Source organism: Rhodococcus sp. B50 (genome assembly GCF_013602415.1).
GTDB lineage: Bacteria > Actinomycetota > Actinomycetes > Mycobacteriales > Mycobacteriaceae > Rhodococcus.
The window spans coordinates 4,682,975-4,707,239 of the sequence record NZ_WPAG02000002.1 but is presented as its reverse complement, the minus strand read 5'-3'; the positions used below and the strand labels follow the sequence as shown (position 1 = coordinate 4,707,239).

The 24,265-nt window shown below is 65.2% G+C and carries 22 protein-coding genes and 1 pseudogene; 13 read left to right on the top strand and 10 right to left on the bottom strand.

From position 1 onward, the window contains the following. Nucleotides 1–21: 21 nt before the first annotated feature. The 3 genes from GON09_RS22150 to GON09_RS22140 all read right to left on the bottom strand — a co-directional run bounded on the left by GON09_RS22150 (nucleotide 22) and on the right by GON09_RS22140 (nucleotide 3,884). On the bottom strand, nucleotides 22–1,086 hold the full coding sequence (locus GON09_RS22150; protein WP_307854454.1) for an MBL fold metallo-hydrolase: 1,065 nt from the start codon (nucleotides 1,084–1,086) through the stop codon (nucleotides 22–24). 168 nt (nucleotides 1,087–1,254) lie between these two features. Next, nucleotides 1,255–2,226, bottom strand: coding sequence for a choloylglycine hydrolase (bsh, locus tag GON09_RS22145; protein WP_213933756.1), 972 nt, complete (start codon nucleotides 2,224–2,226; stop codon nucleotides 1,255–1,257). A 128-nt stretch (nucleotides 2,227–2,354) separates the two neighbouring features. Next, complete coding sequence (locus tag GON09_RS22140; RefSeq protein ID WP_213933755.1) at nucleotides 2,355–3,884, bottom strand: sugar transferase; 1,530 nt, start codon at nucleotides 3,882–3,884, stop codon at nucleotides 2,355–2,357. Nucleotides 3,885–4,518: 634 nt separating this feature from the next. Here GON09_RS22140 and GON09_RS22135 point away from each other — a divergent pair. From GON09_RS22135 to GON09_RS22120, 4 genes are all read left to right on the top strand, one after another. After that, the gene (locus GON09_RS22135) at nucleotides 4,519–5,199 is read left to right on the top strand and encodes an IclR family transcriptional regulator (protein WP_213933754.1); all 681 of its coding nucleotides are present in this window, start codon (nucleotides 4,519–4,521) and stop codon (nucleotides 5,197–5,199) included. A gap of 176 nt (nucleotides 5,200–5,375) precedes the next feature. Next, the gene (locus GON09_RS22130; RefSeq protein ID WP_213933753.1) at nucleotides 5,376–7,736 is read left to right on the top strand and encodes a cytochrome P450/oxidoreductase; all 2,361 of its coding nucleotides are present in this window, start codon (nucleotides 5,376–5,378) and stop codon (nucleotides 7,734–7,736) included. A 38-nt stretch (nucleotides 7,737–7,774) separates the two neighbouring features. After that, on the top strand, nucleotides 7,775–9,139 hold the full coding sequence (locus GON09_RS22125; RefSeq protein WP_213933751.1) for an MFS transporter: 1,365 nt from the start codon (nucleotides 7,775–7,777) through the stop codon (nucleotides 9,137–9,139). Nucleotides 9,140–9,326: 187 nt separating this feature from the next. Beyond that, nucleotides 9,327–9,689, top strand: coding sequence for a hypothetical protein (locus tag GON09_RS22120; RefSeq protein WP_213933750.1), 363 nt, complete (start codon nucleotides 9,327–9,329; stop codon nucleotides 9,687–9,689). Nucleotides 9,690–9,745: 56 nt separating this feature from the next. On the opposite strand, the gene GON09_RS22115 is transcribed toward GON09_RS22120, so the two are convergent. Both GON09_RS22115 and GON09_RS22110 read right to left on the bottom strand, forming a co-directional pair. After that, nucleotides 9,746–10,264: a nuclear transport factor 2 family protein gene (locus GON09_RS22115; protein ID WP_213933749.1), complete on the bottom strand. Its 519-nt coding sequence runs from the start codon at nucleotides 10,262–10,264 to the stop codon at nucleotides 9,746–9,748. After that, nucleotides 10,261–10,746 carry a nuclear transport factor 2 family protein gene (locus tag GON09_RS22110; protein ID WP_213933748.1) on the bottom strand — a complete coding sequence of 162 codons (486 nt, stop codon included), beginning with the start codon at nucleotides 10,744–10,746 and terminating at the stop codon, nucleotides 10,261–10,263. The genes GON09_RS22115 and GON09_RS22110 overlap by 4 nt, the downstream gene beginning before the upstream one ends. A gap of 249 nt (nucleotides 10,747–10,995) precedes the next feature. On the opposite strand from GON09_RS22110, the gene GON09_RS22105 reads away from it, so the two are divergent. The 4 genes from GON09_RS22105 to GON09_RS22090 all read left to right on the top strand — a co-directional run bounded on the left by GON09_RS22105 (nucleotide 10,996) and on the right by GON09_RS22090 (nucleotide 14,813). After that, nucleotides 10,996–12,168 (top strand): acyl-CoA dehydrogenase family protein, encoded by a 1,173-nt coding sequence (locus tag GON09_RS22105; RefSeq protein WP_213933747.1) that lies wholly within the window; start codon nucleotides 10,996–10,998, stop codon nucleotides 12,166–12,168. 28 nt (nucleotides 12,169–12,196) lie between these two features. Beyond that, on the top strand, nucleotides 12,197–13,108 hold the full coding sequence (gene bphC / locus GON09_RS22100; RefSeq protein ID WP_213933746.1) for a biphenyl-2,3-diol 1,2-dioxygenase: 912 nt from the start codon (nucleotides 12,197–12,199) through the stop codon (nucleotides 13,106–13,108). A gap of 167 nt (nucleotides 13,109–13,275) precedes the next feature. Next, nucleotides 13,276–13,941 carry an IclR family transcriptional regulator gene (locus GON09_RS22095; RefSeq protein WP_213933745.1) on the top strand — a complete coding sequence of 222 codons (666 nt, stop codon included), beginning with the start codon at nucleotides 13,276–13,278 and terminating at the stop codon, nucleotides 13,939–13,941. A gap of 89 nt (nucleotides 13,942–14,030) precedes the next feature. Beyond that, complete coding sequence (locus GON09_RS22090) at nucleotides 14,031–14,813, top strand: IclR family transcriptional regulator (RefSeq protein WP_213933744.1); 783 nt, start codon at nucleotides 14,031–14,033, stop codon at nucleotides 14,811–14,813. Here the strand turns inward: GON09_RS22090 and GON09_RS22085 are convergent. Then, complete coding sequence (locus GON09_RS22085) at nucleotides 14,795–15,583, bottom strand: SDR family NAD(P)-dependent oxidoreductase (protein ID WP_213933742.1); 789 nt, start codon at nucleotides 15,581–15,583, stop codon at nucleotides 14,795–14,797. The two genes, GON09_RS22090 and GON09_RS22085, sit on opposite strands and share 19 nt — an antisense overlap. 109 nt (nucleotides 15,584–15,692) lie before the next feature. Here GON09_RS22085 and GON09_RS22080 point away from each other — a divergent pair, with 109 nt between their 5' ends. Then, complete coding sequence (locus tag GON09_RS22080; protein ID WP_213934576.1) at nucleotides 15,693–16,280, top strand: TetR/AcrR family transcriptional regulator; 588 nt, start codon at nucleotides 15,693–15,695, stop codon at nucleotides 16,278–16,280. Nucleotides 16,281–16,316: 36 nt separating this feature from the next. On the opposite strand, the gene GON09_RS22075 is transcribed toward GON09_RS22080, so the two are convergent. The 4 genes and pseudogenes from GON09_RS22075 to GON09_RS22060 all read right to left on the bottom strand — a co-directional run bounded on the left by GON09_RS22075 (nucleotide 16,317) and on the right by GON09_RS22060 (nucleotide 20,056). Further along, nucleotides 16,317–17,453, bottom strand: a complete 1,137-nt coding sequence (locus tag GON09_RS22075; protein ID WP_213933741.1) for a Rieske 2Fe-2S domain-containing protein — start codon at nucleotides 17,451–17,453, stop codon at nucleotides 16,317–16,319. A 49-nt stretch (nucleotides 17,454–17,502) separates the two neighbouring features. Then, nucleotides 17,503–17,781, bottom strand: coding sequence for a hypothetical protein (locus tag GON09_RS22070; protein WP_213933740.1), 279 nt, complete (start codon nucleotides 17,779–17,781; stop codon nucleotides 17,503–17,505). Nucleotides 17,782–17,944: 163 nt separating this feature from the next. Continuing rightward, nucleotides 17,945–19,351: a sensor histidine kinase gene (locus GON09_RS22065; protein WP_213933739.1), complete on the bottom strand. Its 1,407-nt coding sequence runs from the start codon at nucleotides 19,349–19,351 to the stop codon at nucleotides 17,945–17,947. Beyond that, nucleotides 19,348–20,056 (bottom strand): annotated as a pseudogene (locus GON09_RS22060) (response regulator transcription factor). Before GON09_RS22060 ends, GON09_RS22065 begins: the two are co-directional and overlap by 4 nt. A 133-nt stretch (nucleotides 20,057–20,189) precedes the next feature. Here GON09_RS22060 and GON09_RS22055 point away from each other — a divergent pair. The 4 genes from GON09_RS22055 to GON09_RS22040 are packed head-to-tail and all read left to right on the top strand — an operon-like array spanning nucleotide 20,190 to nucleotide 24,129. Beyond that, nucleotides 20,190–21,032 carry a polyphosphate polymerase domain-containing protein gene (locus GON09_RS22055; protein WP_213933738.1) on the top strand — a complete coding sequence of 281 codons (843 nt, stop codon included), beginning with the start codon at nucleotides 20,190–20,192 and terminating at the stop codon, nucleotides 21,030–21,032. 28 nt (nucleotides 21,033–21,060) lie between these two features. Next, complete coding sequence (locus GON09_RS22050; RefSeq protein WP_213933737.1) at nucleotides 21,061–21,738, top strand: DUF4956 domain-containing protein; 678 nt, start codon at nucleotides 21,061–21,063, stop codon at nucleotides 21,736–21,738. Then, complete coding sequence (locus GON09_RS22045) at nucleotides 21,738–23,300, top strand: CotH kinase family protein (RefSeq protein ID WP_213933736.1); 1,563 nt, start codon at nucleotides 21,738–21,740, stop codon at nucleotides 23,298–23,300. The genes GON09_RS22050 and GON09_RS22045 overlap by 1 nt, the downstream gene beginning before the upstream one ends. Nucleotides 23,301–23,340: 40 nt before the next feature. Next, complete coding sequence (locus GON09_RS22040) at nucleotides 23,341–24,129, top strand: enoyl-CoA hydratase (RefSeq protein ID WP_213933735.1); 789 nt, start codon at nucleotides 23,341–23,343, stop codon at nucleotides 24,127–24,129. The last annotated feature ends 136 nt before the right edge of the window (nucleotides 24,130–24,265 follow it).

The window sequence follows — 24,265 nt, the reverse complement described above, 5'->3', positions numbered from 1 at the left end:
GGGTTCTGTTCGAGCTGACGCTCAGCTGTCCACGCGCACCTCGTCGCCGGTGATGAGGAAGCTCATCAGGTCGGTGCCGACGGTCAGCGGGCCGTCGTAGTTCTCCCGGGTGCGTTCGACGAGCATCTCATCGGAGATGCCGGGGACGCGGCCGGGAATGCCGTTGACGATGTGGCTGTACACGGCCATCTTCGGCTGGGTCTGTTCGAAGATGTCGCCGGCCTGCTGCGGATTCGTGTGGTGCGCGTACACGCTGGGAAGCGCCGACGGATCCTCGAAGTCCGCAACCTCGTGCACCAGCACGTCGACGCCCTCACCGAACTTCAGGACGTTCTCGGTGGGCACGGTATCGCCGCTGATGAGCACCGACTTGCCGGCGTAGTCGACGCGATATCCGACCGCGGGCTGGATGGCACCGACAGGGTCGTGCTCCACCGTGAACATCGTGACCGTGACGCCGTCCTGGTCGAAGACCACTCCGTCTTCCGCGAACTCGTGCGATTCGATCGGCGTGGTCGCGGGGTCCACTTCCTTGTCCGCGACGCGCACGTCGATGTCGTTGCGGTAGGTGCTCTGCATACCGTCGCCGATGTTGCGGACGCCGACGGGACCGTACAGCTGGAAGGTGCCTTCGCGACCGCCGAGTGCGGGGACGTAGCTGCTCATCCAGAGGTCGGACAGGCCGTTTATGTGGTCGGAGTGGAAGTGGGTGAGGAAGACGGCGTCGACCTGACCGACCGGAACGCCCGCCTCGGTCAAACGCACTGTCGCGCCGCGACCAGCATCGATCACGAGATTCAAGCCGTTGGCCTGCACGAGCGTGGACATGCCGTAGCGCTCGGTGCTCGGCACCGGGCTGCCCGTACCGAGCAGCGTCACACGCATCTCTCCCTCGGCGGGAGCGTCGGAGGCAGGGTGAGCGGAGTCCGAAGGTGAACCATCCGACGCCGTCGTTTCCTGCGCTGCGGGCGTCTCCTGAGCTGCAGATTCACCGGAGCTGCAGCCCGTGAGTGCGAGCGCGAGAACACCCGACACCGCTACTGCCGCCGTGCGGAGCCGGCCGAATTCGAATGAGCGTCGTGACACCGAAGGTTCCTTCCGAGGGAACGAGAGACTTGTACGCACTGCGTACGCAATGAACGCTGTGCGTACATACTGTGCGGGTCATCACACGAGAAGTCAAGTCTCGAACACGTCTCCCGTACGAGAACGGCCCCGGAGGCGAACTCCGAGGCCGTTCCGGTCGAGGGGTGTTCAGTTCTGCATGAGGATCTGCTGACCCTTCACGAGCGGATACGACGCCAGGTCGCTACCGTCGAGATCCTCTTTGTGCATGTCCACGGCGGTGATCTGACTGTTCTCGTAGGTGCGGTAGTAGTAGATGCCCCTGTTCGTATTGCAGCACGACGAATAGATGGTGATCTCGTACTTGTCTTCGAGCCGGACACATCCCCGTTGTTGCTCCACAGAGCCGAGGATGTGGAAGAACTGACTGATCGCCTCGGATTCCGATTCACCCGACACCGAATTCACCTTGGTGAAGGCGGCTTTGACGAAGCGCGATACCGACGACAGATCTCCGGGCAATCCGAGTGCACCCAGCCCGCGACTGTAGGTGTCGAAAGGGATTTCCTTCGAGAAATGCGGCTCGGGCGGGTCGACCGACAGACTCATGTAGTTGTTGATGTTGAACAACTGGAAGTCGAACGTCGGGTTGTTCGTAAGGACCTGGATCGGGTTGTCGTGGACCTTCAAGCCCTCGTCGACGGATTCGACGGTGATGGACTCGTCCCGGTCGGAAATGATCCAGTGCAGTGGGGACGGCGGAAACTCCTCACTGAATGCGAGGTCGACGATGCGCACGTCCGATAGTGCGTCCCGTACCTGCGCGACGGTCTCGAACTGCCCGAGGACCCAGGGAATGAACTCGAACGACGCGACGTTCGTCCCGTCCTCCGACACGGGCTTGTAGTCGGCATTGTCGGGGAAGTTCAGCCCCGCCATGCTCAAGCCCTTCTCGTTGGTCGCGTCGTAGTAGAGCGGATAACCCTCGGCGACGGTCGCCATGCCGATCATGGCGTGATGAGTGTTCAGCGGGGGCACCTTGCGGAACTCGAAGGGGAAGTTTCGCGGCGTGACCGTCACCGCTTCCCGGTAGGAGAATTCGAGATCGAGATTCCGGCCGAAGTAGTGGTCCTTGGCAATGTAGTTGGCGGCTGTGCACATGCGACTACCTCCGAACTGTTTCGTCCACGGTATCCGCCTGTGCATGTACTCATGGCGATTCGAGTCTTTCCGCAGAACGAGAACGACCTCGGAGTCGCGCTCCGAGGCCGTTCTGTTCACGCTGTCGCTCAGTAGGCGCCGTCGCTGGCGAGCACGGCCTTGACGGTCTTACCGATGATCAACACATCCGAGACCATCGACCAGTTCTCCACATACGACAGATCCAGCCGCACCGACTCGTCCCAGGACAGATCCGACCGACCGCTGACCTGCCACAGTCCGGTCACACCGGGGCGAACAAGCAGCCGGCGCTTGACCCGACCGTCATAGGCCTCCACCTCACGCCGCAACGGCGGACGCGGACCCACCACACTCATCTCCCCGCGAATCACGTTGAGGAACTGGGGCAACTCGTCGATGCTGAACCGCCGCATCACCCTGCCCACGCGGGTGACCCGCGGATCGTCCTTCATCTTGAACAGCGGGCCGGCGCCCTCGTTCTGCGCGAGCAGCCGATCGACCATCTTGTCGGCATTGGTGACCATCGACCGGAACTTCACCATCCCGAACGGCTCACCATCGAGACCGATCCGCTCGGCCTTGTAGAAGACCGGACCCCGATCCTCGAGCTTGATGAGCAGCGCGACCACCGCGAACACCGGCGCCAACGCCAGCAACGCCGCGCCCGCGAACGCCAAGTCGAAGATCCGCTTCCCCGACCGCTTCGCCCCGTGATAGCTCGGCTTCTCCACGTGAATGAGCGGCAGGCCGGCCACCGGACGCATCTCGATCCGCGGACCGGCCACATCGACCACCCCGGTCGCGACCACCAGATCGGTCTCGAGCGGTTCGAGCTGCCATACCAGATCGTGCAACCCCTCGCTGCCGAGGGTTTCGGTGGCGGTGACCACCACCGTGTCGGCCTGCGACAGCTTCAGTGCCTCCACGACGGAGTGTTCGTCGCCGTAGATGGTGATCTCCCGACCGTCGACGTCGATCACGTCACCGGGAGCACCCGAATAGCGGGGTACGCACACGCCCACGACGCGGTAACCCTCGCCGTCCTTACGGGCGAAGGTGCGCGCCATATGCCGTACCGCCCGCGCGCCACCGACCACCAGCACCGACGTCTGGAATTCCCCGCGAGCCCGCTTGCGCGCGATCACCTTCCGCCACAACCACCGAGTGAGCAGCAAACCGGTGAGACCGACCGGCAACGCGATGGCGAGGAACCCGCGCGCGATCTGCTCGTTGGAGATGAGCGCGATGATCGCGATCGCACCGAACATGCCGATGGTCGCGGAGATGACCCGCTGATACTCGTCGTAGCCGGCGCCGATGACGCGACGCGACCGAGTGCGGAAGAGACTCAGCGCACCCAGCCACGCAACGATGATGGTCGCGGACGTCAACGAGTACTCGAGTGCTGCGCCCTCCCCGGCGAGCAAGAGTTCCTCGTACCCGAACCGAACCCACTGCGCCAGCAGCACGGACAGCACCACGACGAGTGCGTCCGTGACGTAGAGCCGCTTGACGTAGGCGTTCTGCCACTTCCACCGATTGACGCCGGTGCCGGGCGACGCGTCCGCGGACGCGCGCTTCTGCGCGCGCCGCGGAGCGTCGGACGGATCGACCCCTCGATCGTCGACCGTCGTCATCCCGCAGTCCTCCCCATGACCATGTCTCCTCCCCGAGACAAGATTCTTCCTTCGACGAGTCAGGGCCGGCGCTGGACCTGACTTGATTGAAGCGTTACCCGAGCTATCTCTAAGAAATAGCTGAGCGTTACGTGTGAATTGAAGTCTTGTCGCAGATCAGCAGGGAAATCCAGCCCCAAAGTCAGGGGCGACGACGCGATCGTGTCCTGTGTTCGGTTGAATCCCTTGACCTTCGGGTGCGCCTACCTGGGTGTAGTCCGAACGGCCGAAGAAACCCAAAGTGATGATAATCACATTCACGTAACGTTCATTCCCGGATTTACGAGACGAGCAATTCCTCCCTCATCTGCGCCGATTCCGTGGAGACGAAGTACGGGATCGCATTCAGAAGACAGTCGAGGGCCAATGGGGTGAAACGGCGTCCCGAGTACGGGTCGCCGACCACGGGAGTCGTGCGCGCCGAAGCGGGGTTCGCGCGGGTTGCAGGGTACGCAAGCCTCGGTTCAGCGCGCGAGAATTCGGTCGATCCCCGGAAATCCATCCCCGGAAGCCCGCCCATACATTCATGCCGATACCCAGAGATATGGTCGGGATAGGCTTCGGCACCCCTAGCGAGAGCCCCTGAGGAGAACCGTTGAGCACCCTGCAGACCCTGGATCGCGGTTTACGCGCGCTGGATATCGTGTCCCAGCGCCCAGGGGGAATCTCGATCGCAGAACTCGCGGCGGAGCTGGGTATCGCTCGTGCCATCAGCTACCGAATCGTGGCGACCCTCGAGGCACACTCGCTCGTGGCGCGAACACAGGACGGCCGTATCAGGCTGGCCGCAGGAGCAGCGCTACTCGGTTCGCGATTCCGCCCCCGAGTGCGTGAAGTCACGCAACCGCTACTGCGAGACCTCGCGCAGCAGACGTCGGCCACAGCGTTCCTGTCGACCCTGGAGGGCGACGAGTGCGTGGTGATCGCGGTGGCCGAACCCGACTCAGGAATTCTCCGAGTGGGCTACCGGGTCGGCACGAGACATCCCGTATCCAAAGGCGCGGCCGGTATCGCGATCCTCGCCGGCCGCCCCGCATCGGATTCCGACACCGACGCGGTCCGCCGCGCACGTGAGGACGGCTTCAGCATCACGGCCGGCGAAATCGAACACGGCGCCGTCGGCGTGGCGGCCGGCGTGCGCACACCGGTCGACGCCGAAGGCGTGGGTTTCGAGTCGAGCGTCGGGGTCGTGGCAATCGAAGGACTCGACACCGAGGCTGCCGCAGCTGCGGTCGCGGCGACTGCCGCACGGATCAACAGCCTGCTGCGTACCTGACCTATTTCGCCGAGCGAAGGGACGCCCTGTGAGGGCGTCCCTTTTTTGTGCTCTCAGCACAGAGATGCACCCCGGTGTTGACGACGAGTGTGACCGCCATTACCGTCTCCCTGTGCGTTCAACGAACACTTGTGTTCGGTATTAGTAAATCAGCAGTTCGTAGCTTGGAGAGCATCATGACGAGTCAGTCGAGCGGCACCGTCCTCGAAGTCCCGCAACCGGCCACAGAAAGCCGTTGCCCTGTCGACCACACCGCCTTCACCTCCCCTACCGGCTGCCCTGTCTCGCCGCGCGCCGCGGCGTTCGATCCCTTCACCGGGCCGTATCAGGTGGACCCGGCCGCATCACTGCGCTGGTCCCGAGACGAAGAGCCCGTCTTCTACAGTCCCGAACTCGGCTACTGGGTGGTCACTCGCTACGAAGACGTCAAAGCCGTCTTCCGCGACAACGAACTGTTCTCCCCCTCGATCGCTCTCGAGAAGATCACCCCGACCTCCGACGAGGCGAACGCTGTCCTGGCCCGCTACGGCTATGCCATGAACCGCACCCTCGTCAACGAGGACGAACCGGCGCACATGCCTCGTCGGCGAGCGCTGATGGAACCTTTCACTCCCGCCGCACTCGCCCACCATGAGCCGATGGTGCGCCGGCTGACCCGCGAATACGTCGATCGTTTCATCGATGCCGGGCACGTCGACCTCGTCGACGAGATGCTCTGGGAGGTCCCGCTCACCGTCGCCCTGCACTTCCTCGGCGTGCCCGAGGAAGACATGGACACCCTGCGCGAGTACTCGATCGCGCACACCGTCAACACATGGGGACGACCCGCTCCCGAGCAGCAGGTCGCCGTCGCCGATGCCGTAGGCAAGTTCTGGCAGTTCGCCGGCACCGTCCTCGACAAGATGCGCAAGGATCCCAGCGGACACGGCTGGATGCCCTTCGGCATCCGCGTCCAGGAGGAACAGCCGGACGTTGTCACCGACTCCTACCTGCACTCGATGATGATGGCCGGCATCGTCGCCGCCCACGAGACCACCGCCAACGCCTCCGCAAACGCCTTGCGTCTACTGCTCGAGCATCGCGACGTGTGGGAGGAGATCTGCGCCGACCCGAGCCTGATCCCGAATGCCGTCGAAGAGTGCCTACGACATTCCGGATCGGTCGCCGCGTGGCGACGGCTCGTCACCGCGGACACCACGATCAACGGCGTCGAGATTCCTGCCGGAGCCAAGCTGCTGATCGTCAACTCGTCCGCCAACCACGACGAACGTCATTTCGATCAGGCCGACGACTTCGACATCCGGCGCGACAACGCCAGCGACCATCTCACCTTCGGCTACGGCAGCCACCAGTGCATGGGAAAGAATCTCGCGCGCATGGAGATTCAGATCTTTCTCGAAGAGCTCACGCGACGACTGCCCCACATGGAACTGGTACCGGATCAGGAGTTCACCTATCTGCCCAACACCTCGTTCCGCGGACCCGATCACGTGTGGGTCCGGTGGGATCCGGCGCGCAACCCCGAACGAGCCGACCCGACAGTGCTGTCCCGGCACCAGCCGGTCAAGATCGGCGAACCGTCCAAGAACACCATCGCTCGCACGATGGCGGTTACCGAACTCGAAACGGTCGCCGACGACATCCTGTTGATCACCCTGCGCGACACCTCCGGACGACCGCTACCGAAGTGGTCGGCGGGATCGCATATCGATATCGACTGTGGAACGGTGTCGCGGCAATACTCACTGTGCGGTGATCCGAACGACCGCAACACCTTCCAGGTGGCCGTCCTCCACGACACGGAGAGCCGGGGCGGGTCCCGATGGATTCACACCGAACTGTCCGTAGGGGCCACGCTCCGTGTACGTGGTCCCCGCAATCACTTCAAGCTCGACCCCGACGCGAAGCGGTACGTCTTCGTCGCCGGCGGCATCGGCATCACCCCGGTGATCGCGATGGCCGATCAGGTCAAGGCTGCAGGTGGCGATTACGAGATCCACTACGCCGGACGCTCGCGCACCTCGATGGCGTTCCTCGACCGTCTCGCCCGCAACCACGGCGATCGTGTCCGGGTCTATCCCGGCGACGAAGGCATCCGCATGGACCTTCCTTCGCTCTTCGCCGATCCGGAGGACGGCACACAGGTGTACTCGTGCGGCCCCGAACGTCTGCTCTCCGCATTGAGCGAGGCCACCTCCCATTGGTCCGACGACACACTGCACGTCGAACACTTCTCCTCCACACTCGAAGAACTGGATCCTTCCAAGGAACACGGGTTCGACGTGGTGCTGAAGGACTCCGGCATCACCGTCCCGGTCGCCGCCGACCAAACCGTGCTCCAAGCACTGCGAGCCTCCAACATCGACGCTCAGAGCGACTGTGAAGAAGGCATCTGCGGCGCCTGCGAGGTACCCGTCCTCGACGGTGAGGTCGACCACCGCGACCTGGTCCTCACCAAGGCCGAGCGCGCAGCCGGAAAAACCATGATGACCTGCTGCTCCCGCGCATGCGGCGACAAGCTGACCCTCCAGCTGTGACACACGGCTGAACTCGAACCTGATCCGAAAGGCACGACATGACCACCATCGAGCAGTCGGGTACGCCACCGGTTCCACCGGACACCGGCACACCGACCACGAGAACTCCGTTCAAGCGGGTTCTGGCCGGCAGCATGGCCGGCGCCGTCCTCGAGTGGTACGACTTCGCGATCTACGGCATCCTTGCCGCGACCGTCCTCGGCCCTCTGTTCTTCCCCAGCGGCAACGCCGTTGCGTCCTTGCTGATGGCCCTCGCGACGCAGGGACTCGGGTTCGTCGCCCGACCGCTCGGCGGCATCGTCTTCGGTCATCTCGGTGACAAGTTCGGACGCAAGCCCATCCTGGTGGCAACGTTCCTCATGCTCGGTGGCGCGACGGCCGCGATCGGACTGTTGCCGACCTACGGTCAGATCGGCATCTGGGCCACCGTCGCCCTGGTGGTCCTGCGCATGATTCAGGGTTTCGCTCTCGGTGGTGAGTTCGGGGCTGCGGTGATCCTGGTCAGCGAATACGGCGAACCCAAGCGTCGTGGATTCTGGGCGGCATGGCCCCAGTCCGGGGCTCCGGCCGGCACCGTCCTGGCCACCGTCACAGTGGGCATACTCGCGGTCGTCTTCCCCGGGGACGCATTCGACGAATGGGGTTGGCGCGTGGCCTTCCTCCTCGCCGTGCCCCTTCTCATCATCGGGTTCCTGATCCGTCGGGGTGTCGAGGAATCGCCGGTCTACCAGGCCGCGCAGGCGAAGGCCGAATCCACCGAGGAAAATGCTGCCCGCAAGGATTCGTCCAGCATCGTCGAAGCTCTGCGTAAGCCCCGCCCCCTGCTCCACGGCCTCGGCATGCGTCTCGGCGAGAACATCGCGTTCTACGTCTATACGATCTTCGTCATCGCCTACGCCACAACCTACTTCGACTACACCCGTGGCGCGATCGTCACCACCGTCGCCTTCGCGTCGGTCTGCCAGTTCCTCGGAATGATCGGCGGCGGATGGTGGTCCGACCGGGTGGGGCGCAAGATCGCCATGCTCGTCCCGGCCGTCTCGCTCATCATCTGGGCACCGATCTTCTTCTCCCTGGTGCACACCGAGAACATGACCGCCCTCGGTGTGGGTGTCTGTGTCGGCGCATTGCTGCACGGGATGCTCGCCGGTCCCGAGGCCGCATGGATCACGGAGTTGTTCCCCACCAAGTACCGCTTCGCCGGTTCGTCGCTGGTGTTCCAGGGTTCCTCGATCATCGCCGGTGCTCCGGCGCCGTTCATCGCCGTGTGGCTGGTCGACCGCTTCAGCGCCACCGCGGTCATCGTCTACCTGGTGATCACCATGTCGATCACCGTGATCGCTGTAGCCACCAGTCGGGAGACCAAGGGCGTCGATCTCGACAAGCTCGACAACCTCTACTGAGACTCCTCGACCCCAGTACGCAAGCCGAGAAGACAGATACACGATGTCGTCATCCGTGTATCTGTCTTCTCCGCTTGCTTCTGTCGGATCCGACGACCGAAATCAGAGGCGCTTCACCGATGTCGCTCAATGCGCCGGCATCCTGCATGGAGGTGAGCGTGTCGGCGCTGCGCTCCAATTGTTTTCGTTGTCCCGACAGCTGATGGACCTCATGGCCGGCGCCCTGAAGGATTTCACCGGCAATGCGGTGAAGACGTTCCAGGTTCGCAGCACACGACCGACGACTGCGGCTCCGACTCCGACGACGACCACCGCGCCGCAGCAGACCTTCGTCGACAGGGTGGAGCTGACGACCTGGGCCTACGACCGGGTCGAGGGCCACACCTACGTCGCGGACAACAACAACAACAACAAGAAGACGTTGTACCTGTACGTGAACTCGTTCGCGGGCGACAAGGAGATTCGCCGCGGCTGCAGAACCACGCTGTCCGTGACCGGACCTGCCTTCTCCTTCAACGACACGTCGCAAAGCTGCTACGTCGGACGTTGACGCGGTGAAGCGGGGCTCGCCCGGCGTGTTGCAGGGGCGAGCCTCGTTTCACCGCGTCAGCTCGGATCTGGTGATCCTTTCAGGAAGCTGAAGAAGCCGGGCGTGTGCACCTCGCGCAGGCGGGTGAGCTTGCGGTAGGAGATCAGCCAGACCCCGTCGACCTTGCGATATTCCTCGTGGTAGTGGCCCCACCCGTGCAGCGATTCCTCGACGCCGTCGTTGTCCCACCACAGCTGATCCTCCATCGCCCAGATCCCGCGGGCGGTGGTGTCGGATTCGAGGACGATCTCCGGGCAGTGGCCGTGATGGGCCGAGGTGACCGAGACGGGGCCGTCGAGGAAGTTGCTGATGGCGCGGGTCAGCGCCTCGCGGCCCACGACGCGGCCGGCGTCGTCACCGGTGCGGGGCTGCTTGTCGCTGGGCAGCCCGCCCCACGTTTCGCTCACCACGTCCTCGGTGTGCAGGGTCGGGTACAGCTCCCACTGCTTGGTGTCCATCACGCGCAGACGTGCCGAGAAGACCTGCTGGATCTCATGGATGGCGAGAAGCTGTTCCGCCGCGGACAATTCACTCATCGGGAGGCCCTCGCGAGCAGCTCGCGGGCCTCGGCACTGCCGTCGAGCACTCGTGCGGTGCGGCGCTTGATCTTCCAGCGACCGTCGATGCGCGCGAGCTCGAAGCGGTTGGCCGTCACCCGCCACACACGGTACGAGTCGGAATCGAGGTTGCGACGCAACAGCAGCGAATGGCAGGTCGCGACGGCGGTGTCGCCGTCGACGCGGATGTGGACCGGGTCGAGCAGGTGGCCGCATCCTTCGTTGATGTAGTCCTGATGAGGACGGGTGCGGACCATCTCGGTGATGGCGTCGCGACCCTCCATCACGCGGATGTCGATGTCGTAGACCGCGTCCTCCGCCCACAACTCGCCCACCGCATCAGCGTCGCCGGCGTCTACGGCCGGACCGTAGGCCGTGAGCACCTCGTGGATGGCGGCCTTGTCCTCGAGAAGCTGCACGCGCTCGACGAGCGAAGCCACCAGGTCTGCGGTGTCGGTCATGTCGATCCTTCCGGGACGAGCGGTCACGGTGAGGGCATCACTGTGCTGTCCGTCTCTTTGTACCGAGGGTCCGTGCCCCCCGCCCCGGCCGTCCCGTTGAACGGAAACATCGGTGCGCGCTCACATCACAGCTGGGACTGTTCGACGTACCACACCTGCACACCGCGCAGGTCGCTCCGGTCGGCGGAGCACACCCCCTCCACGTAGTCCCGGCTCGTCAACAGCCGATTCCCAGGAAGAGTCACCGTCATGGGTCAGGTATTGGACAGGATCATGCAGCACGCGGAGGAGATCCGCGCCGAGGGCATCGAAGGCGACAAGATCATGCGCCTCACCGATACCACCGCGAAGCGTCTGCGCGACTCCGGCATCATCCGCACCTTCCAGCCGAAGGAGTTCGGCGGTTCCGAAGGCCACCCGCGTGAGGCGGCCGAGACCGTCATGGCACTCGGCGCCCTCGACGGCGCGACGGGCTGGGTCGCCGGCATCGTCGGCGTCCATCCGTGGGAGCTCGCCTTCTTCGACCCCAAGGCCCAGGAGGAGATCTGGGGCGAGGACAACGACATGTGGATGGCATCGCCGTACGCACCGATGGGTGTCGCGGTGCCCGTCGAGGGCGGGTACATTCTCAACGGCCGCTGGTCGTTCTCGTCGGGCACGGACCACTGCGGCTGGGTCATGATCGGCGCTGCTGTGGGTGACAAGGACGGCAACCGCACCGGCCAGGTGCTGCACGTCGTGCTTCCCCGCTCCGACTACGAGATCGACCAGGACAGCTGGAACGTCATCGGCCTGCGCGGCACGGGCTCGAAGGACCTGATCATCAAGGACGCCTTCATCCCGGAGCACCGCACCATCGACGCCGACATCGTCCTCAGCGGCAACGGCTGGCGGCACGCGGGTCGCGACGAGACGCTGTACAAGTTCCCCTTCTCGTACATCTTCCCGCTGGGCATCACCTCGTCGCTGATCGGAATGACCGAGGGTGCACTGGCTTGCTACATCGCGGCGCAGAAGGAACGCGTCCAGGTCACCGGCGTCCCGATCAAGGAGGACCCGTACATCCTGTTCGCGATCAGCGAGGCTGCATCGGAGATCTCCGCGTCGCGACTCGCATTGCTCGAGACCGTCGACCGGTTCTGGGACAAGACGGACCGAGGTGAGGAGATCAGCTTCGAGGAGCGCGCCATCGGCCGGCGCACCCAGATCTCGGCCGCTTGGCGTGCCGTGCGGGCGATGGACGAGGTCTTCGCACGCGCCGGCGGTGCCGCAGTGCATCTGAAGACCCCGATGCAGCGGTTCTGGCGCGACGCTCACGTCGGCCTGACCCACGCCATCCACGTGCCCGGCATGATCTACCATTCCGCGGCCCTCACTCAGCTCGGTGGCGACCCGCAGGGTCCCTACCGCGCAATGATCTGATCTCCCCTTCACTTTCGAGGACGACAACATGACTGAACTGAGAGGTCTCGGCTACCTCCGCATCCAGACGCAGGACGTGCCGCGCTGGCGCGCCCTCCTCCTCGACGGACTCGGCATGGCCGAGGGTTCGGGCCCGGAGGCCGACGGCTTCTACGCCCGCGTCGACGAGCGCCGCTCGCGCATCCAAGTGCTGCCCGGCGAGTCCGACAAGGCGCTGGCCGTGGGCTGGGAGGTGCGTGACGAGTTCGCACTCCAGCGGGTGCGCGAGGCGGTCGAGAAGTCGGGACGCACCGTCGAGGTGCTCTCCCACAAGGAAGCGACGTACATCGACGCGGAAGGTGCCATCGCGTTCGAGGATCCGGCCGGAACCCGCCTCGAGGTGTTCTTCGGTCCGGTGCTCGACCACAGCCCGGTCGTGACGCGGTTCGGTGGGCACTGGGTGACCGGCGGTCTGGGCCTCGGCCACGTGGTGCTGCCGACGGCGAACTTCGCCGAGACGTACGAGTTCTACACGCAGGTCCTCGGTTTCCTGCCGCGCGGATCGATCCGTCTCGACGAGGACGGTCTGGTGCGAGTCCGCTTCCTGGGTATCAACGAGCGTCACCACAGCCTCGCACTGTGCCCGGCTCCGCCGAACGAGGAGCCCGGACTGGTGCACCTGATGACCGAGGTCGACACCCTCGACGCGGTCGGCCAGGCACTCGATCGCGTGAACAAGCTCGACTTCTCGATCTCGTCGACTCTGGGCCGGCACACCAACGACAAGATGATCTCGTTCTACGTCCGTGCACCCGGCGGCTGGGATCTCGAGTTCGGCACGGAGGGCATGCTCGTCGACGAGCGCCACTACACCTCCGAGGAGATCACCGCCGACGCGTACTGGGGTCACGACCAGACGGGCTCCGAGCCACTGAAGGCATTCATCCCGCCGTCTGCCTGATCCGAGGCGTTTCACCTCGATCCGAAGAGTGCCCCGCGACGCAGGTCGCGGGGCACTTTTCGTTCTCTTATGAAATTCGTTCTTTTCGTTCGGCGAATCCGGCGCTACAGTCGTAGGCATCATTGATCGGTCGATCAATCACCGCACGCCAGCCCTCGGAGAACACGATGTCCGAAGTCCTCGACACCCCCTCGTCCGTCATGGGACGCGTCAGCCTGTTGCTCGAACCGTTCCGCGACACCGACGGTCTGACCCTCACCGAACTCTGCCGCCGGACGGGATTTCCCCGGTCGTCCGCCCACCGGATGCTGCTGCAGTTGGTGGGGGTCGGCTGGATGCGCCGTAGCGGCACCACCTACCACCTGGGCCCGAAGATCGTCGAACTCGGCGCCCTCGCACAGGCCCACGACCGAATCCACAGCGCAGCCTTGCCGGCGATGTACGACCTGCACCGCGATACCGGACTGGTCGTCCACCTGACGGTTCTCGACGGAGATCAGCTCGTCTACCTGGAGAAAGTCAGTGGGATCCGGGTGGCCGACAGCTCGTGGGCGGGTCAACGCAGGCCGGCCGAAGAAACCGTCGCAGGCCTCGCGCTCCTGGCCCGGCGCGACGGAACGCACCCCGCACTCCTGGCCGGTAGCGGGTGTTCGATGGTCGACGGTGTCGCGTACGGAGGCACGTGCTTCCGTCACGTGGTTGCGGCGTTCGCTGCCGGAGACGGCGAAATCGCGGCACTGTCGTTGGCCGGGCCGGCCGAGGCGATCCCCGAGGACGCGGCTCGCCGGGTACGTCGCGCGGCCGACCATCTCCAAGTGACGCTGGCCACGTAAGCCCCGATCCTGTTACCGTCGCAACCATTGATTGATCGACCGATCAATCAATGTGCCGCCCCTGCCCGCCCCGTTGATGGAGGATTTTCGTGACACGCACCGACGACTTTCCGGACGCCGTCATCGCCCGCGTGGCCGGACTTCTGGACGAGTTCCACGCCGGCGATCGCCTCACCCTGTCCGAACTGTCGTCGCGGACAGGCCTGCCGCGTTCGTCCACCCACCGTTTGCTCACCCAACTCGCCGAGCACGGGTGGGTGAGCAAACGAGGCAAGGCCTACGGCCTGGGACGCACTCCCCTCGAATGGGGAGCACTGGCACGGAACCACGACCGCTTGCACCGAGTGGCCAACCCCGTCCTGCACGACCTGCATTCGGCGACCGGCCTCGTCGTCCATCTGGCCGTGCTCGACGGCAGCAGCATCCGCTACGTCGACAAGGTCGGCCGTAGCGACATCGACCTGCCCTCGCGCATCGGGGGACGGCAGCCGGCCCACCGCACCGCGCTCGGCAAGGCCCTTCTCGCACACTCCCGGTTCGATACCGCGCGTCCACTTTCCGGATGCACGCCCGGCAGTGGCGCCGCCCGCATCGAGAATCTTTTGCCCCGAACGGAAATCGCACGCATACGCGAGCGTCACATCGCATACGAGCGCGAGGAATCGGTATCGGGTGTCGCATGCGTCGCGGCCCCTGTCGGAAACGGACGGACGTGCGTAGGGGCACTGTCCGTGACGGGCCCGGTGGGCAGCATCGACACCGTCGGCCTGGCCACCCCGGTTCGCCTTGCGGCCCGGACGGTGTGGCGCGCCCTGTCGCAATACGACGCGCAGCACCGCCATGGGCAGGCGCCTCAGCGCACCAGCGCCTGACCTCCGTCCACCGGAAGCGAGTGGCCGGTGATGTAACGGGCGGCCTCGCTGCACAGGAAGACCACGGCCGGCCCGATGTCGGTCTCGGGGTCGCCGAGCCGACCGAGCGGAATCGACCTGGCATATGCGGTCGCTTCGTCGGGTTCACGTTCCGCCCACTCCTGCATGGCAACCGAATCGGCCAGCGGAAGAATGCTGTTGACGCGGATGCCGTCTGCCGCCCACTCACAGGCGGCGGTGCGGGTGAGTACCCGGATCGCCTCCTTCGCCGCCGCGTATCCCCCTGTCCCCGACGGGTTCCATCGGATACCCGCCGCCGATCCGAGATTGACGATCGAACCACCGCCACGCAGGTGGGGGTGGCACGCCCGCATCATCCGCCAAGTGGCAGTGGGTCCGGATTCCATGCCGTCGCGATACACGGCTTCATCGAGTTCGAGCAGCGTTCCGGGCGCGGGTGACTGCGCATTGTTCACCAGGATGGTGAGCCCACCGAACTCCCGCACCACGTCCGCGACCGTCGCATCGACCGCCACCGGATCGGTCACGTCGCACACGTACGGCACCGCACGCCCACCCCGTGCTTCGATCTCGACGGCGGTGGCACCTATCGTCTCCGCGGTGCGGCCGACGACGGCCACCGAGGCACCCGCCGAGGCGAGAGCAAGGGCGATCCCTCGTCCGATGCCCTGACCGGCTCCGGTCACGAGGGCCGTGGCGCCGTCGAGCGGGGTTGTGGGAACGATCGGGTCCATGCGGGACACGGCCATGCATACTCCTGAAGACGTCGAGACTGAACTCCATTGATCGTTTGATCAATGGATGTGGCACAATGTGGTCCGAGAACAGGCCTTCTTCAGGCCCCGGGAGAGGACGATGGTGGATCCGCAGGAGCGCAAGCGACAGATACTCGACAGGTCGGCAGAGATCTTCGCCCGCAAGGGCGTCACCGCCACCACCATCCGAGAGATCGCCGACGCGGTCGGCGTGTACTCCGGAGCGCTCTACCACTACTTCCCGTCCAAGGAAGCGATCGTCACCGAACTCATCCGCGAATACATCACCGACCTCAATGCACGGTGCCGCGAGGTGCTGGCGCGGTCGCTTCCGCCCGTCGAACGGCTCGAGGCGTTCACTCTGATCGCGTTGGAGACCTCCGAGGACTACCACGGCGCGACCTCCATCTGGCGACGCGAAGGCGAATACATGCGCGAGCGCGTCGTCGAGGCCGACATGGTCTCCTCGGCCGATGCCATGGAAGTCGCATGGCGCGAAGCCATCCGGGACGGCATCGCCGAAGGGGCCTTCCGCACCGACATCGACCCCGAGGCGTTCCGGGAACTGATCTACGACGCCGTCTGGCACGCCTCCCGCTGGTACCGGCCCGGGCCGGACCGCACCCTCGCCGACCTCGCCCGCACCATCGTGTCGTTGTTCGTCGACGGCTTCCGCCGCCGCGACGCGTGATCCGTCCCGCCCCGTGAGGCGGGACGGATCATCGTGTCACTCCGCCGAACCGGCGAGGTTCTCCTCGACCTCCTTGTGCCACGATTCGAGCGCACGGGAGGTATCGACCTCGAACTCGAAACGCTGCGTCATGTCCGGCGTGACGTCCTCGAGGTCGACGTAGAACTGGCTGTACCAGCGGCGCAACTGGTAGACCGGGCCGTCCTCCTCGGTGAGGAGCGGATTCTCGATGCGGGACTTGTGTTTCCAGATCTCGATGTCCTGCGCGAACTGCTCCTCGAGACCGTCGGTGAACATCGTTGCCATCTCGGCGGCCTGCTCCTCCGACATGCCTTCGACCTTCTTGACGATCGTGCCGAACTGCAGCACGAACGAATTGTTCGTCACCGGGTAGTGGCAGTTGATCAACTTCGACTCGATGGTCGTGCCCTCGGCCACCGTGTAGATCGTGTCCAGCATGAAGGACGGACCGTAGTAGAAGGCATCCGAGATCGTTTGCGCCTCGGGAAGATCCATCTGCACGCCGGTCTTGATGTCATCGCGTCCGTAGGAGCGCATGTGCTGACCGGCGATGTGCCCGTCGAAGACGTTCTTGAAGTACTCGGGCATCTGGAAGTGCACGTAGAAGAAGTGCGCCATGTCGACCACGTTGTCGACGATCTCGCGGCAGTGCGACCCCTCGACGTGGATGGTCGTCCACGTCCAGTCGCTCCACTGACCGTCCTCGTAGCCCTCGATCTCGGGGATCGCGAGTTCCGGGGTGGGCTCACTACCCTGCGGGCAGTGCCAGACGAAGAGAACGCCGTTGCGCTCCATCGTCGTCCACGCCTTGGTGCGACCGAGCTTCGGCGTGCGGCGCGCATACGGCACCGCTTCGCAACGGCCCTGGCCGTTCCAGCGCCAGTCGTGGAACGGGCACGCGATGGTGTCGCCCTTGATCTCGCCGCGCGCGAGGTTGCCGCCCATGTGCCGGCAGAACGCGTCGAGCACGTGCAGCTTTCCCGCCGTGTCGGCGAAGACCACGAGGTCGGTGCCGAACACCTTGACCTGATGCGGCTTTCCGTCACGGAAATCCTTCGCGAGGCCGATGCAGTGCCATCCGCGCGCGAAGCGGGTGGGGTTGGTACCGGGATCGATGTTGCGGATCTCGATCCGCTCCTGGGGGACGGTCATGGTTTCTCCATAGAGGCTGGGCTGAAGAGGGGGCGAAAGAGAACGGCAGTCACCGGGCTGAGGTGACAGCCTCCGTGGAAGCGAGAGGCGCGATTGCCGGATCGACTCGACGGCTGGGCCGGATCAGCCCGTCGGAGACAGCCTCGTCCACCGTGCGGTCGAGGGCCTCGCAGCGCATCACATAGGAGCCGTTGTCGACGGCAGCGGCGGCCGCGATCTCGCGGCACGACTGCCGGGCCTCGTCGGACCACTGGATGCTGGTATGAGCGGGGCTGTACTTCGCGACGAGCACGCGGGCGTCACAGGTGTGACAGGCGAGCGACTGCATTGTTGCCGGTTCCCTTCCTCGGATGAGCCGAGACTAGGAACCGCGATGTGTCCGGCGACACAGCTTTTCAGCCCAGCGGGACAATCGGCGTTCCACCGATCGTCTCGCGCGGTGAACCGGGGTTCGCCCCGCGTGTTGCAGGGGCGAACCTCGTTTCAGCGCGTCAACCCCGGGTCAGCCGCGGGATGCGGACACGGAAGGTCGAGCCGACACCCTTCTCCGACTCCACCTCCACCTTGCCGCCGTGCGCCGCGACCAGCGCAGCGACGATCGACAACCCCAGCCCGCTGCCACCCGAGGCACGGGTGCGTGAGGCGTCGGCGCGATAGAAGCGTTCGAAGACGCGCTCGCGGTCCTCGTGGTCGAGACCGAGGCCTGTGTCGACCACTTCGAGGATCGCGTCGGACTCCGTTGTCCCCACCCGCACCGTGACCTCGGCCTCGGGCGGGGTGTGGGTCAGTGCGTTGCTGACGAGATTGCTCAACACTTGACGTAGACGTGCGTCGTCACCGAGAACCTCGGGAGTACCGGGGCCATCGATGATCTCGAGCTCGACGTGACGATCGGGTGCGACGGCCCGCGCGCCGTGCACACCGTCGGCTGCCACCGCGAGGAGATCGACCGGGGACCGATCGAGGGGGCGTTGTTCGTCGAGGCGGGCGAGCATGAGCAGGTCCTCGACGAGCAGACCCATGCGCCGGGCCTCACTTTCGATGCGTTCCAGGAGCATGCCCGTGTCGGTGCTCGCGCCCTGCCGGTACAACTCGGCAAAGCCACGGATGGTGGTGAGCGGGGTGCGCAGTTCGTGGCCGGCGTCGGCGACGAATCGGCGCATCTTCTCCTCCGAGCGCCGCGCCGACTCCTCCGACGCTGCGGTGGCTGCGAAGGCCGACTGGATCTTGCCGAGCATCCTGTTGAAGGTCACCGATAGCCGGCCGATCTCGGTACGCGGATCACGTTCCGGCACACGCTCGCTCAGGTCCCCTTCGGCGATCGCCGCGGCGGTGCGCTCCACCTCGTCCAGCGGACGCAGGCTCATCCGCACCACGATGCCACCGGCCACTGCCAGTGCGACGAGCACCGCGGTACCGATCCCAGCCTGCAGGACCACGAGCCGATCGACCGTCGCCTCCGTCTCCTCGAGACTCATCCCTACGGTGGTGACGACACCGGAGATGCTCTCGGTGCTCATCACCCGCCAGTGCGGGCCGTCGTCACCGGCGGATCCGACGGTGACAGGCCTGCCGGTGGGTCCCTCGGGCACGTCGGGTGCGGTCGACTCGTCGTTCACGACGAACAGCACCTGTCCGTCGGCGTCGACGGCCTGCACGTAGAAGGGACTCGGTGGTCGCCGCGAGCTGGGGGCATCCAGCGGGGGCGCCGGTGGGGGTCGATCGGGTCGTGCCCAGGTGCGTGCAGCCTCTTCGAGGTCGCGGTCGACGCGCGACAGCAGAGAGTTCTGCAGGGCCGAGGTGACCGCGACACCGGAGGCGAGCAGACCGATGCCGGCCAGGAGCACGAGGGCGGCCACCAGCGTCCAGCGCAGCGGCAGCGCCCGCAGTCGGTTCATGTGCGGGGTTCCCGCATCACGTATCCGACGCCGCGCACGGTATGGATGAGGGGAACGTCGCCGGTATCGACCTTGCGGCGCAGATACGACACGTACGACTCGACCACCCCCACCTCACCACCGAAGTCGTAGTTCCACACGTGCTCGAGGATGCGGGGTTTGCTCAGCACTGTGCCGGCGTTGAGCATGAAGTACCGCAGCAGCGTGAACTCGGTGGGCGACAACGACACCGGCGTGCCGGCCTTGAACACCTCATGGGTGTCCTCGTCGAGTTCGAGGTCGGCGAAGGTGATGCGGGAACTGCGTTCGGCCTCGGACACCGTGCCGGCGCGACGCAAAATGGTGCGCAGCCGGGCGATGACCTCTTCGAGGCTGAACGGTTTGGTGACGTAGTCGTCTGCGCCGAGCGTCAGGCCCACGACCTTGTCTTCCACCGCGTCCTTCGCGGTGAGGAACAGTACGGGTGCGTCGATGCCGTCGGCGCGCAGGCGGCGCAGCATGCCCATGCCGTCCATGCCGGGCATCATCACGTCGAGGATCACCGCGTCGGGCCGGAAACGTCGCGCCGTGTCGAGGCCCTCTGCCCCGGTTGCTCGCGGTCTCTACCGCGAAGCCCTGGAACTTGAGGCTCACGGACAGCAGTTCGACGATGCTCGGCTCGTCGTCGACGACGAGCACGCGCGCTTCGGGAATCCGGTCGGTCACGACTTCGATTGTCGCGGGTAGGGCTGGTACCCCGCTCGAGGTTTCCTGGCAGGTTCCTGTGAGCTTTCCGATTGTCAGGAAGTTGCCAGGAGAACTCCACGGAACCTCGAGATCACGAGTGTGTGCTGTGGGGGTGAACAACGGCTATCAGCAGACCGCGAGCAGACTGCACGCGTTCAACCGGTACGAGATCAAGTATTTCGTCGACGAGATGAAGGTGCCCGAACTACGGCGCGAGCTCGCCGCCCGGATGGACACCGATCCGTACTCCCCACACGGGGGCTATCCGGTGACGTCGCTGTACTACGACACCGCGGATCTGCGTTTCTACTGGGAGAAGATCGAGGGGCTGAAGTTCCGCCGCAAGGTGCGTATGCGCCTCTACGGGGATCCGGCCGCGTGCACCGACGACACTCCGGTGCAGGTCGAGATCAAGCAGCGCGTCAACCGGGTGACGCAGAAACGTCGCATCGCCCTGCCCTACGGTGTCGCGCTGCGGTGGCTGAACGGGCGCGAGGACATCGAGTGCGACGACTCGCAGCGGCCGTTCGTCGACGAGGTCTCCGGTCTCCTGGGGAACCTGGATCTGCGACCGATCGTGACGACCGGTTATCTGCGCGAGGCGTTCGTCGGCCGCGACGCCGACCTCGGTTTGCGCGTGACGATCGACCACAAGGTGCACGGCCGCGACCGCGACTTCCACTTCGCGTCCGGCGCCGGGAACCGGTTCATCATTCCGCCGAAGCTGGCCATCGTGGAGCTCAAGGCCAACGAACGTGTCCCGTACTGGGCGACGGATCTGACGGCGCGGCTGGGCATGTCGGTGATCCGGGTGTCGAAGTACTGCCAGTCGGTCGAGGCATTCGGGCTTGCGCCTCGATCGCGTTTCGGTGCACCGGAGCTGGTGTTGCCGGACGGTTTCGACACGCGAGTGCCCGCCGATCTTCGTTCCACCGAACCGATTCCGGTTCGCTGACCTTCCCTTCTCCGAATCAAGGACGGATATGAATTTCGATTTCCAGGACCTCAGTGGCACGTTCACGACCTTCGACATCGTGGTGTCGCTGGCGTTGTCGTTCGTGCTGTCGAGCGTGATCGCGTGGGTCTACCGCTACACCCACAAGAACGTCTCCTACAGCCAGTCCTATGTACAGACGCTGGTGATCGTCGGCATGGTCATCGCGCTCATCATGCTGGTGGTCGGCTCGAACATCGCGCGGGCGTTCGCTCTCGTCGGCGCACTGTCGGTGGTTCGATTCCGCAACGCCATCAAGGAAACTCGCGATGTCGGGTTCATCTTCCTGGTGATGGCCATCGGCATGACCACCGGTACCCGCTTCTACGTGCTCGCCATCGCAGCGACGGTCGCGATCTGCCTCGTGCTGCTGATCATGAACAAGTTCGACTGGTTCAAGCTCGACGTGCAACGCCAGGTGGTCAAGGTGCAGGTGCCGCCGGAGCCGGCCTACGCCGCCACCGTCGAGGACGTACTCATCGAGCACTGTAATGAATACGAGCTGGTGTCCACCGAATCCGTCCGCGCCGGCGCTCTGGTGGAGCTGTACTACACGGCTCGGCTGAAGAAGGGCACGAGCTCCAATGATCTGATCTCCGCCCTCGGCACCGTCAACGCCGGCCAGCGGGTGACCGTCCTGACCGGATACGACCAGACCGACCTGTGATGACGGCACCGACCCCGCGGCGCCGTTTGCGGCACCGGATACCGGCCTCGCTGCGTCAGCACTGGAAACTGCCGGTGGCGTTCATCGCGTTCGTCGCGATCGTGGCCACCGCCTTCGGAGCGACACGCGTGCGGCCCTACATCACCGGCGATCCGACCATCATCTCCTCGGAGATCACCGAGAACGTCGCCGGCGCAGTCGATCTGTTCGACAGCTCCGTCCCGCACGAGCTGTCGGTCGAGATCGGCGACGCCGAGTACGACGACATGATCTCCGCATATCAGGAGGACGGCGACAAGGAATGGGTGGTCGCCGATGTCGTCATCGACGGCACCCGCATCGACGACGTGGGGGTGCGCCTGAAGGGCAACTCGACGCTGCGTGGCCTGCAGGACGAGAACGGCGACGGCCCGGTTGGGCTCGGAGCTCCGGAAGGGTTCGAACTACCCGAGGGCTTCGAGTTGCCCGAAGGATTCGATCCGGCACAGGACCCGCCCGGCATGGAGGGCATGGCGCAGGTGGATCCGGAGGATCCTACGTCGCTGCCGTTGCTGATCCGCTTCGACAAGTACGTCGACGGTCGCGCCTATCAGGGCATGACCGAACTGTCGGTGCGGCCGGGCTCGCCGGTGATCAACGAGGCGATGGCGTTGTCTCTCACCGCCGAGACCGAGCAACCCACTCAGCGGTACGCGTACACGGTGTACTCGGTCAACGACAGTGCCACCGTCACGCGTCTGGTGCTCGAGCATCCGGACGAGCAGTACGCCAACTCATTGTTCGACTCCCCCGGCTATCTCTACAAGGCCGATGCGTCGTCACGCTTCGAGTACGTCGGCGACGACCAGTCGGACTACTCCGAACAGTTCGAGCAGATCAATGCCGCCGACTCGGGCACGCTGCAGCCGATCATCAGCTTCTTGAAGTGGCTGGACTCGGCCGACGACGCAGAGTTCGACGCGCACCTGGCCGACCGGGTCGACGTCGACTCCTTCGCCCGCTACGTCGCCACCCAGAACCTGCTCGTCAACGGGGACGACATGGCCGGGCCGGGCCAGAACTACTACCTCTGGTACGACCTCGACACGAAGAAGCTGTCGGTGGTCTCGTGGGATCTGAACATGGCCATGCAGGGCGACACTTCTGCCGGTCCCGACGACACCGTCTCCACGACGGGCGGCATGGGACCGGGTGCTCCCGGAGGAAACACCGAGGTCGGCGCGTCGCAGGGAATGCCCCCGGGCGGCGGTCCCCCACAGGGCATGCCACCCGGAATGCCGGAAGGTGACGGCGAAGGTCGCGGACTTGGCGGCGGCAACACCCTGAAGACCCGCTTCCTCGACTCCGACGCCTTCACGGGGGCCTACCACGAGGCGTACCGGGAGCTGTCCGAGCAGATCTACGGCAACGGTCTGGCACTCGAGGTCCTCGACGAGGTGGCGGCGTCGGTGCCGACCTCCGACGGGCTCACTGCAGAGGCGCTGCAGGAGAGCGTCGACTCGATGCGCTCGTGGATCGAAGAACGTGCGCAGGCACAGCTTCAGTGGATCCAGCCCCGCTGAGTGGGGGCGGGTCCACTGAAGTTACGGATACTGTCGGCCCATGACTTCCGAAGAGATCCTGCTCGTCGAGCAGCGCGACGCCGTCCGCATCCTCACCTTCAACCGTCCGGAGGCGCGGAACGCGCTGAGCTCGGCGCTCATCGACGCACTGCGCACCGAGCTCGCCGCAGCGGATGTGGACGACGCGACGAGCGTCGTCGTCCTCACCGGCACCGATCCGGCCTTCTGCGCCGGACTCGACCTGCAGGAACTCGGAGAGAGTGGAGGCAACCTCTCGCTGGTCTCGGGCGCCGACCTCCCGGTCGGTCACCCGTGGACGCCGATCTCCAAGCCGATCATCGGCGCGGTGAACGGTGCCGCTATCACCGGCGGCCTCGAGATGGCGCTCGCGTGCGACTTCCTCATCGCGTCCGAACGCGCCCGGTTCGCCGACACCCACGCGCGCGTCGGTGTCCTGCCGGGCTGGGGACTCACCCAGCGCCTGCCCGCGGCCGTGGGTCCGGGCTTCGCGCGTCGCATGAGCCTGTCCGGCAACTTCGTGAGTGCCGAGGAGGCACTGCGCGTGGGTCTGGTGACACAGGTGGTCGCGCATGACGAACTCCTCGACACGACACTCGAGGTTGCGCGGGCGATCGCCGGCAACGACCAGCCCGGTGTGCGGGCACTGCTCGCGTCGTACCGGCGCGCGGAGGAGCACGTCGTCGAACCCGCTCTGCGCGTGGAGCAGCAGACCTCCGAGGCGTGGATGCGGGAGTTCTCGCCGTCGCGGGTCGCCGAGCGGCGGGCTTCGGTAATCGAACGAGGAAAGGCTCAAAACGCCCATAGGTGACGATATTTCGGGCGAATCGGACTTCAAGATCACAAAATAATCACAGCTGTTGATGCCGGGTAACAACAAATGGGACGGTTGCGACGTATGAGGCGGGAGTGAACAAAACGTCCTCGGACACGTCCACTTCCGCACC

What these genes read in the sequence shown, in the direction of transcription:
- bsh (WP_213933756.1), bottom strand. Translation starts at nt 2,226, where the DNA reads ATGTGCACAGCCGCCAACTACATTGCCAAGGACCACTACTTCGGCCGG.
- GON09_RS22140 (WP_213933755.1), bottom strand. Translation starts at nt 3,884, where the DNA reads ATGACGACGGTCGACGATCGAGGGGTCGATCCGTCCGACGCTCCGCGG.
- GON09_RS22130 (WP_213933753.1), top strand. Translation starts at nt 5,376, where the DNA reads ATGACGAGTCAGTCGAGCGGCACCGTCCTCGAAGTCCCGCAACCGGCC.
- GON09_RS22125 (WP_213933751.1), top strand. Translation starts at nt 7,775, where the DNA reads ATGACCACCATCGAGCAGTCGGGTACGCCACCGGTTCCACCGGACACC.
- GON09_RS22115 (WP_213933749.1), bottom strand. Translation starts at nt 10,264, where the DNA reads ATGAGTGAATTGTCCGCGGCGGAACAGCTTCTCGCCATCCATGAGATC.
- GON09_RS22110 (WP_213933748.1), bottom strand. Translation starts at nt 10,746, where the DNA reads ATGACCGACACCGCAGACCTGGTGGCTTCGCTCGTCGAGCGCGTGCAG.
- GON09_RS22105 (WP_213933747.1), top strand. Translation starts at nt 10,996, where the DNA reads ATGGGTCAGGTATTGGACAGGATCATGCAGCACGCGGAGGAGATCCGC.
- bphC (WP_213933746.1), top strand. Translation starts at nt 12,197, where the DNA reads ATGACTGAACTGAGAGGTCTCGGCTACCTCCGCATCCAGACGCAGGAC.
- GON09_RS22095 (WP_213933745.1), top strand. Translation starts at nt 13,276, where the DNA reads ATGTCCGAAGTCCTCGACACCCCCTCGTCCGTCATGGGACGCGTCAGC.
- GON09_RS22085 (WP_213933742.1), bottom strand. Translation starts at nt 15,583, where the DNA reads ATGGCCGTGTCCCGCATGGACCCGATCGTTCCCACAACCCCGCTCGAC.
- GON09_RS22075 (WP_213933741.1), bottom strand. Translation starts at nt 17,453, where the DNA reads ATGACCGTCCCCCAGGAGCGGATCGAGATCCGCAACATCGATCCCGGT.
- GON09_RS22070 (WP_213933740.1), bottom strand. Translation starts at nt 17,781, where the DNA reads ATGCAGTCGCTCGCCTGTCACACCTGTGACGCCCGCGTGCTCGTCGCG.
- GON09_RS22065 (WP_213933739.1), bottom strand. Translation starts at nt 19,351, where the DNA reads ATGAACCGACTGCGGGCGCTGCCGCTGCGCTGGACGCTGGTGGCCGCC.
- GON09_RS22050 (WP_213933737.1), top strand. Translation starts at nt 21,061, where the DNA reads ATGAATTTCGATTTCCAGGACCTCAGTGGCACGTTCACGACCTTCGAC.
- GON09_RS22045 (WP_213933736.1), top strand. Translation starts at nt 21,738, where the DNA reads ATGACGGCACCGACCCCGCGGCGCCGTTTGCGGCACCGGATACCGGCC.
- GON09_RS22040 (WP_213933735.1), top strand. Translation starts at nt 23,341, where the DNA reads ATGACTTCCGAAGAGATCCTGCTCGTCGAGCAGCGCGACGCCGTCCGC.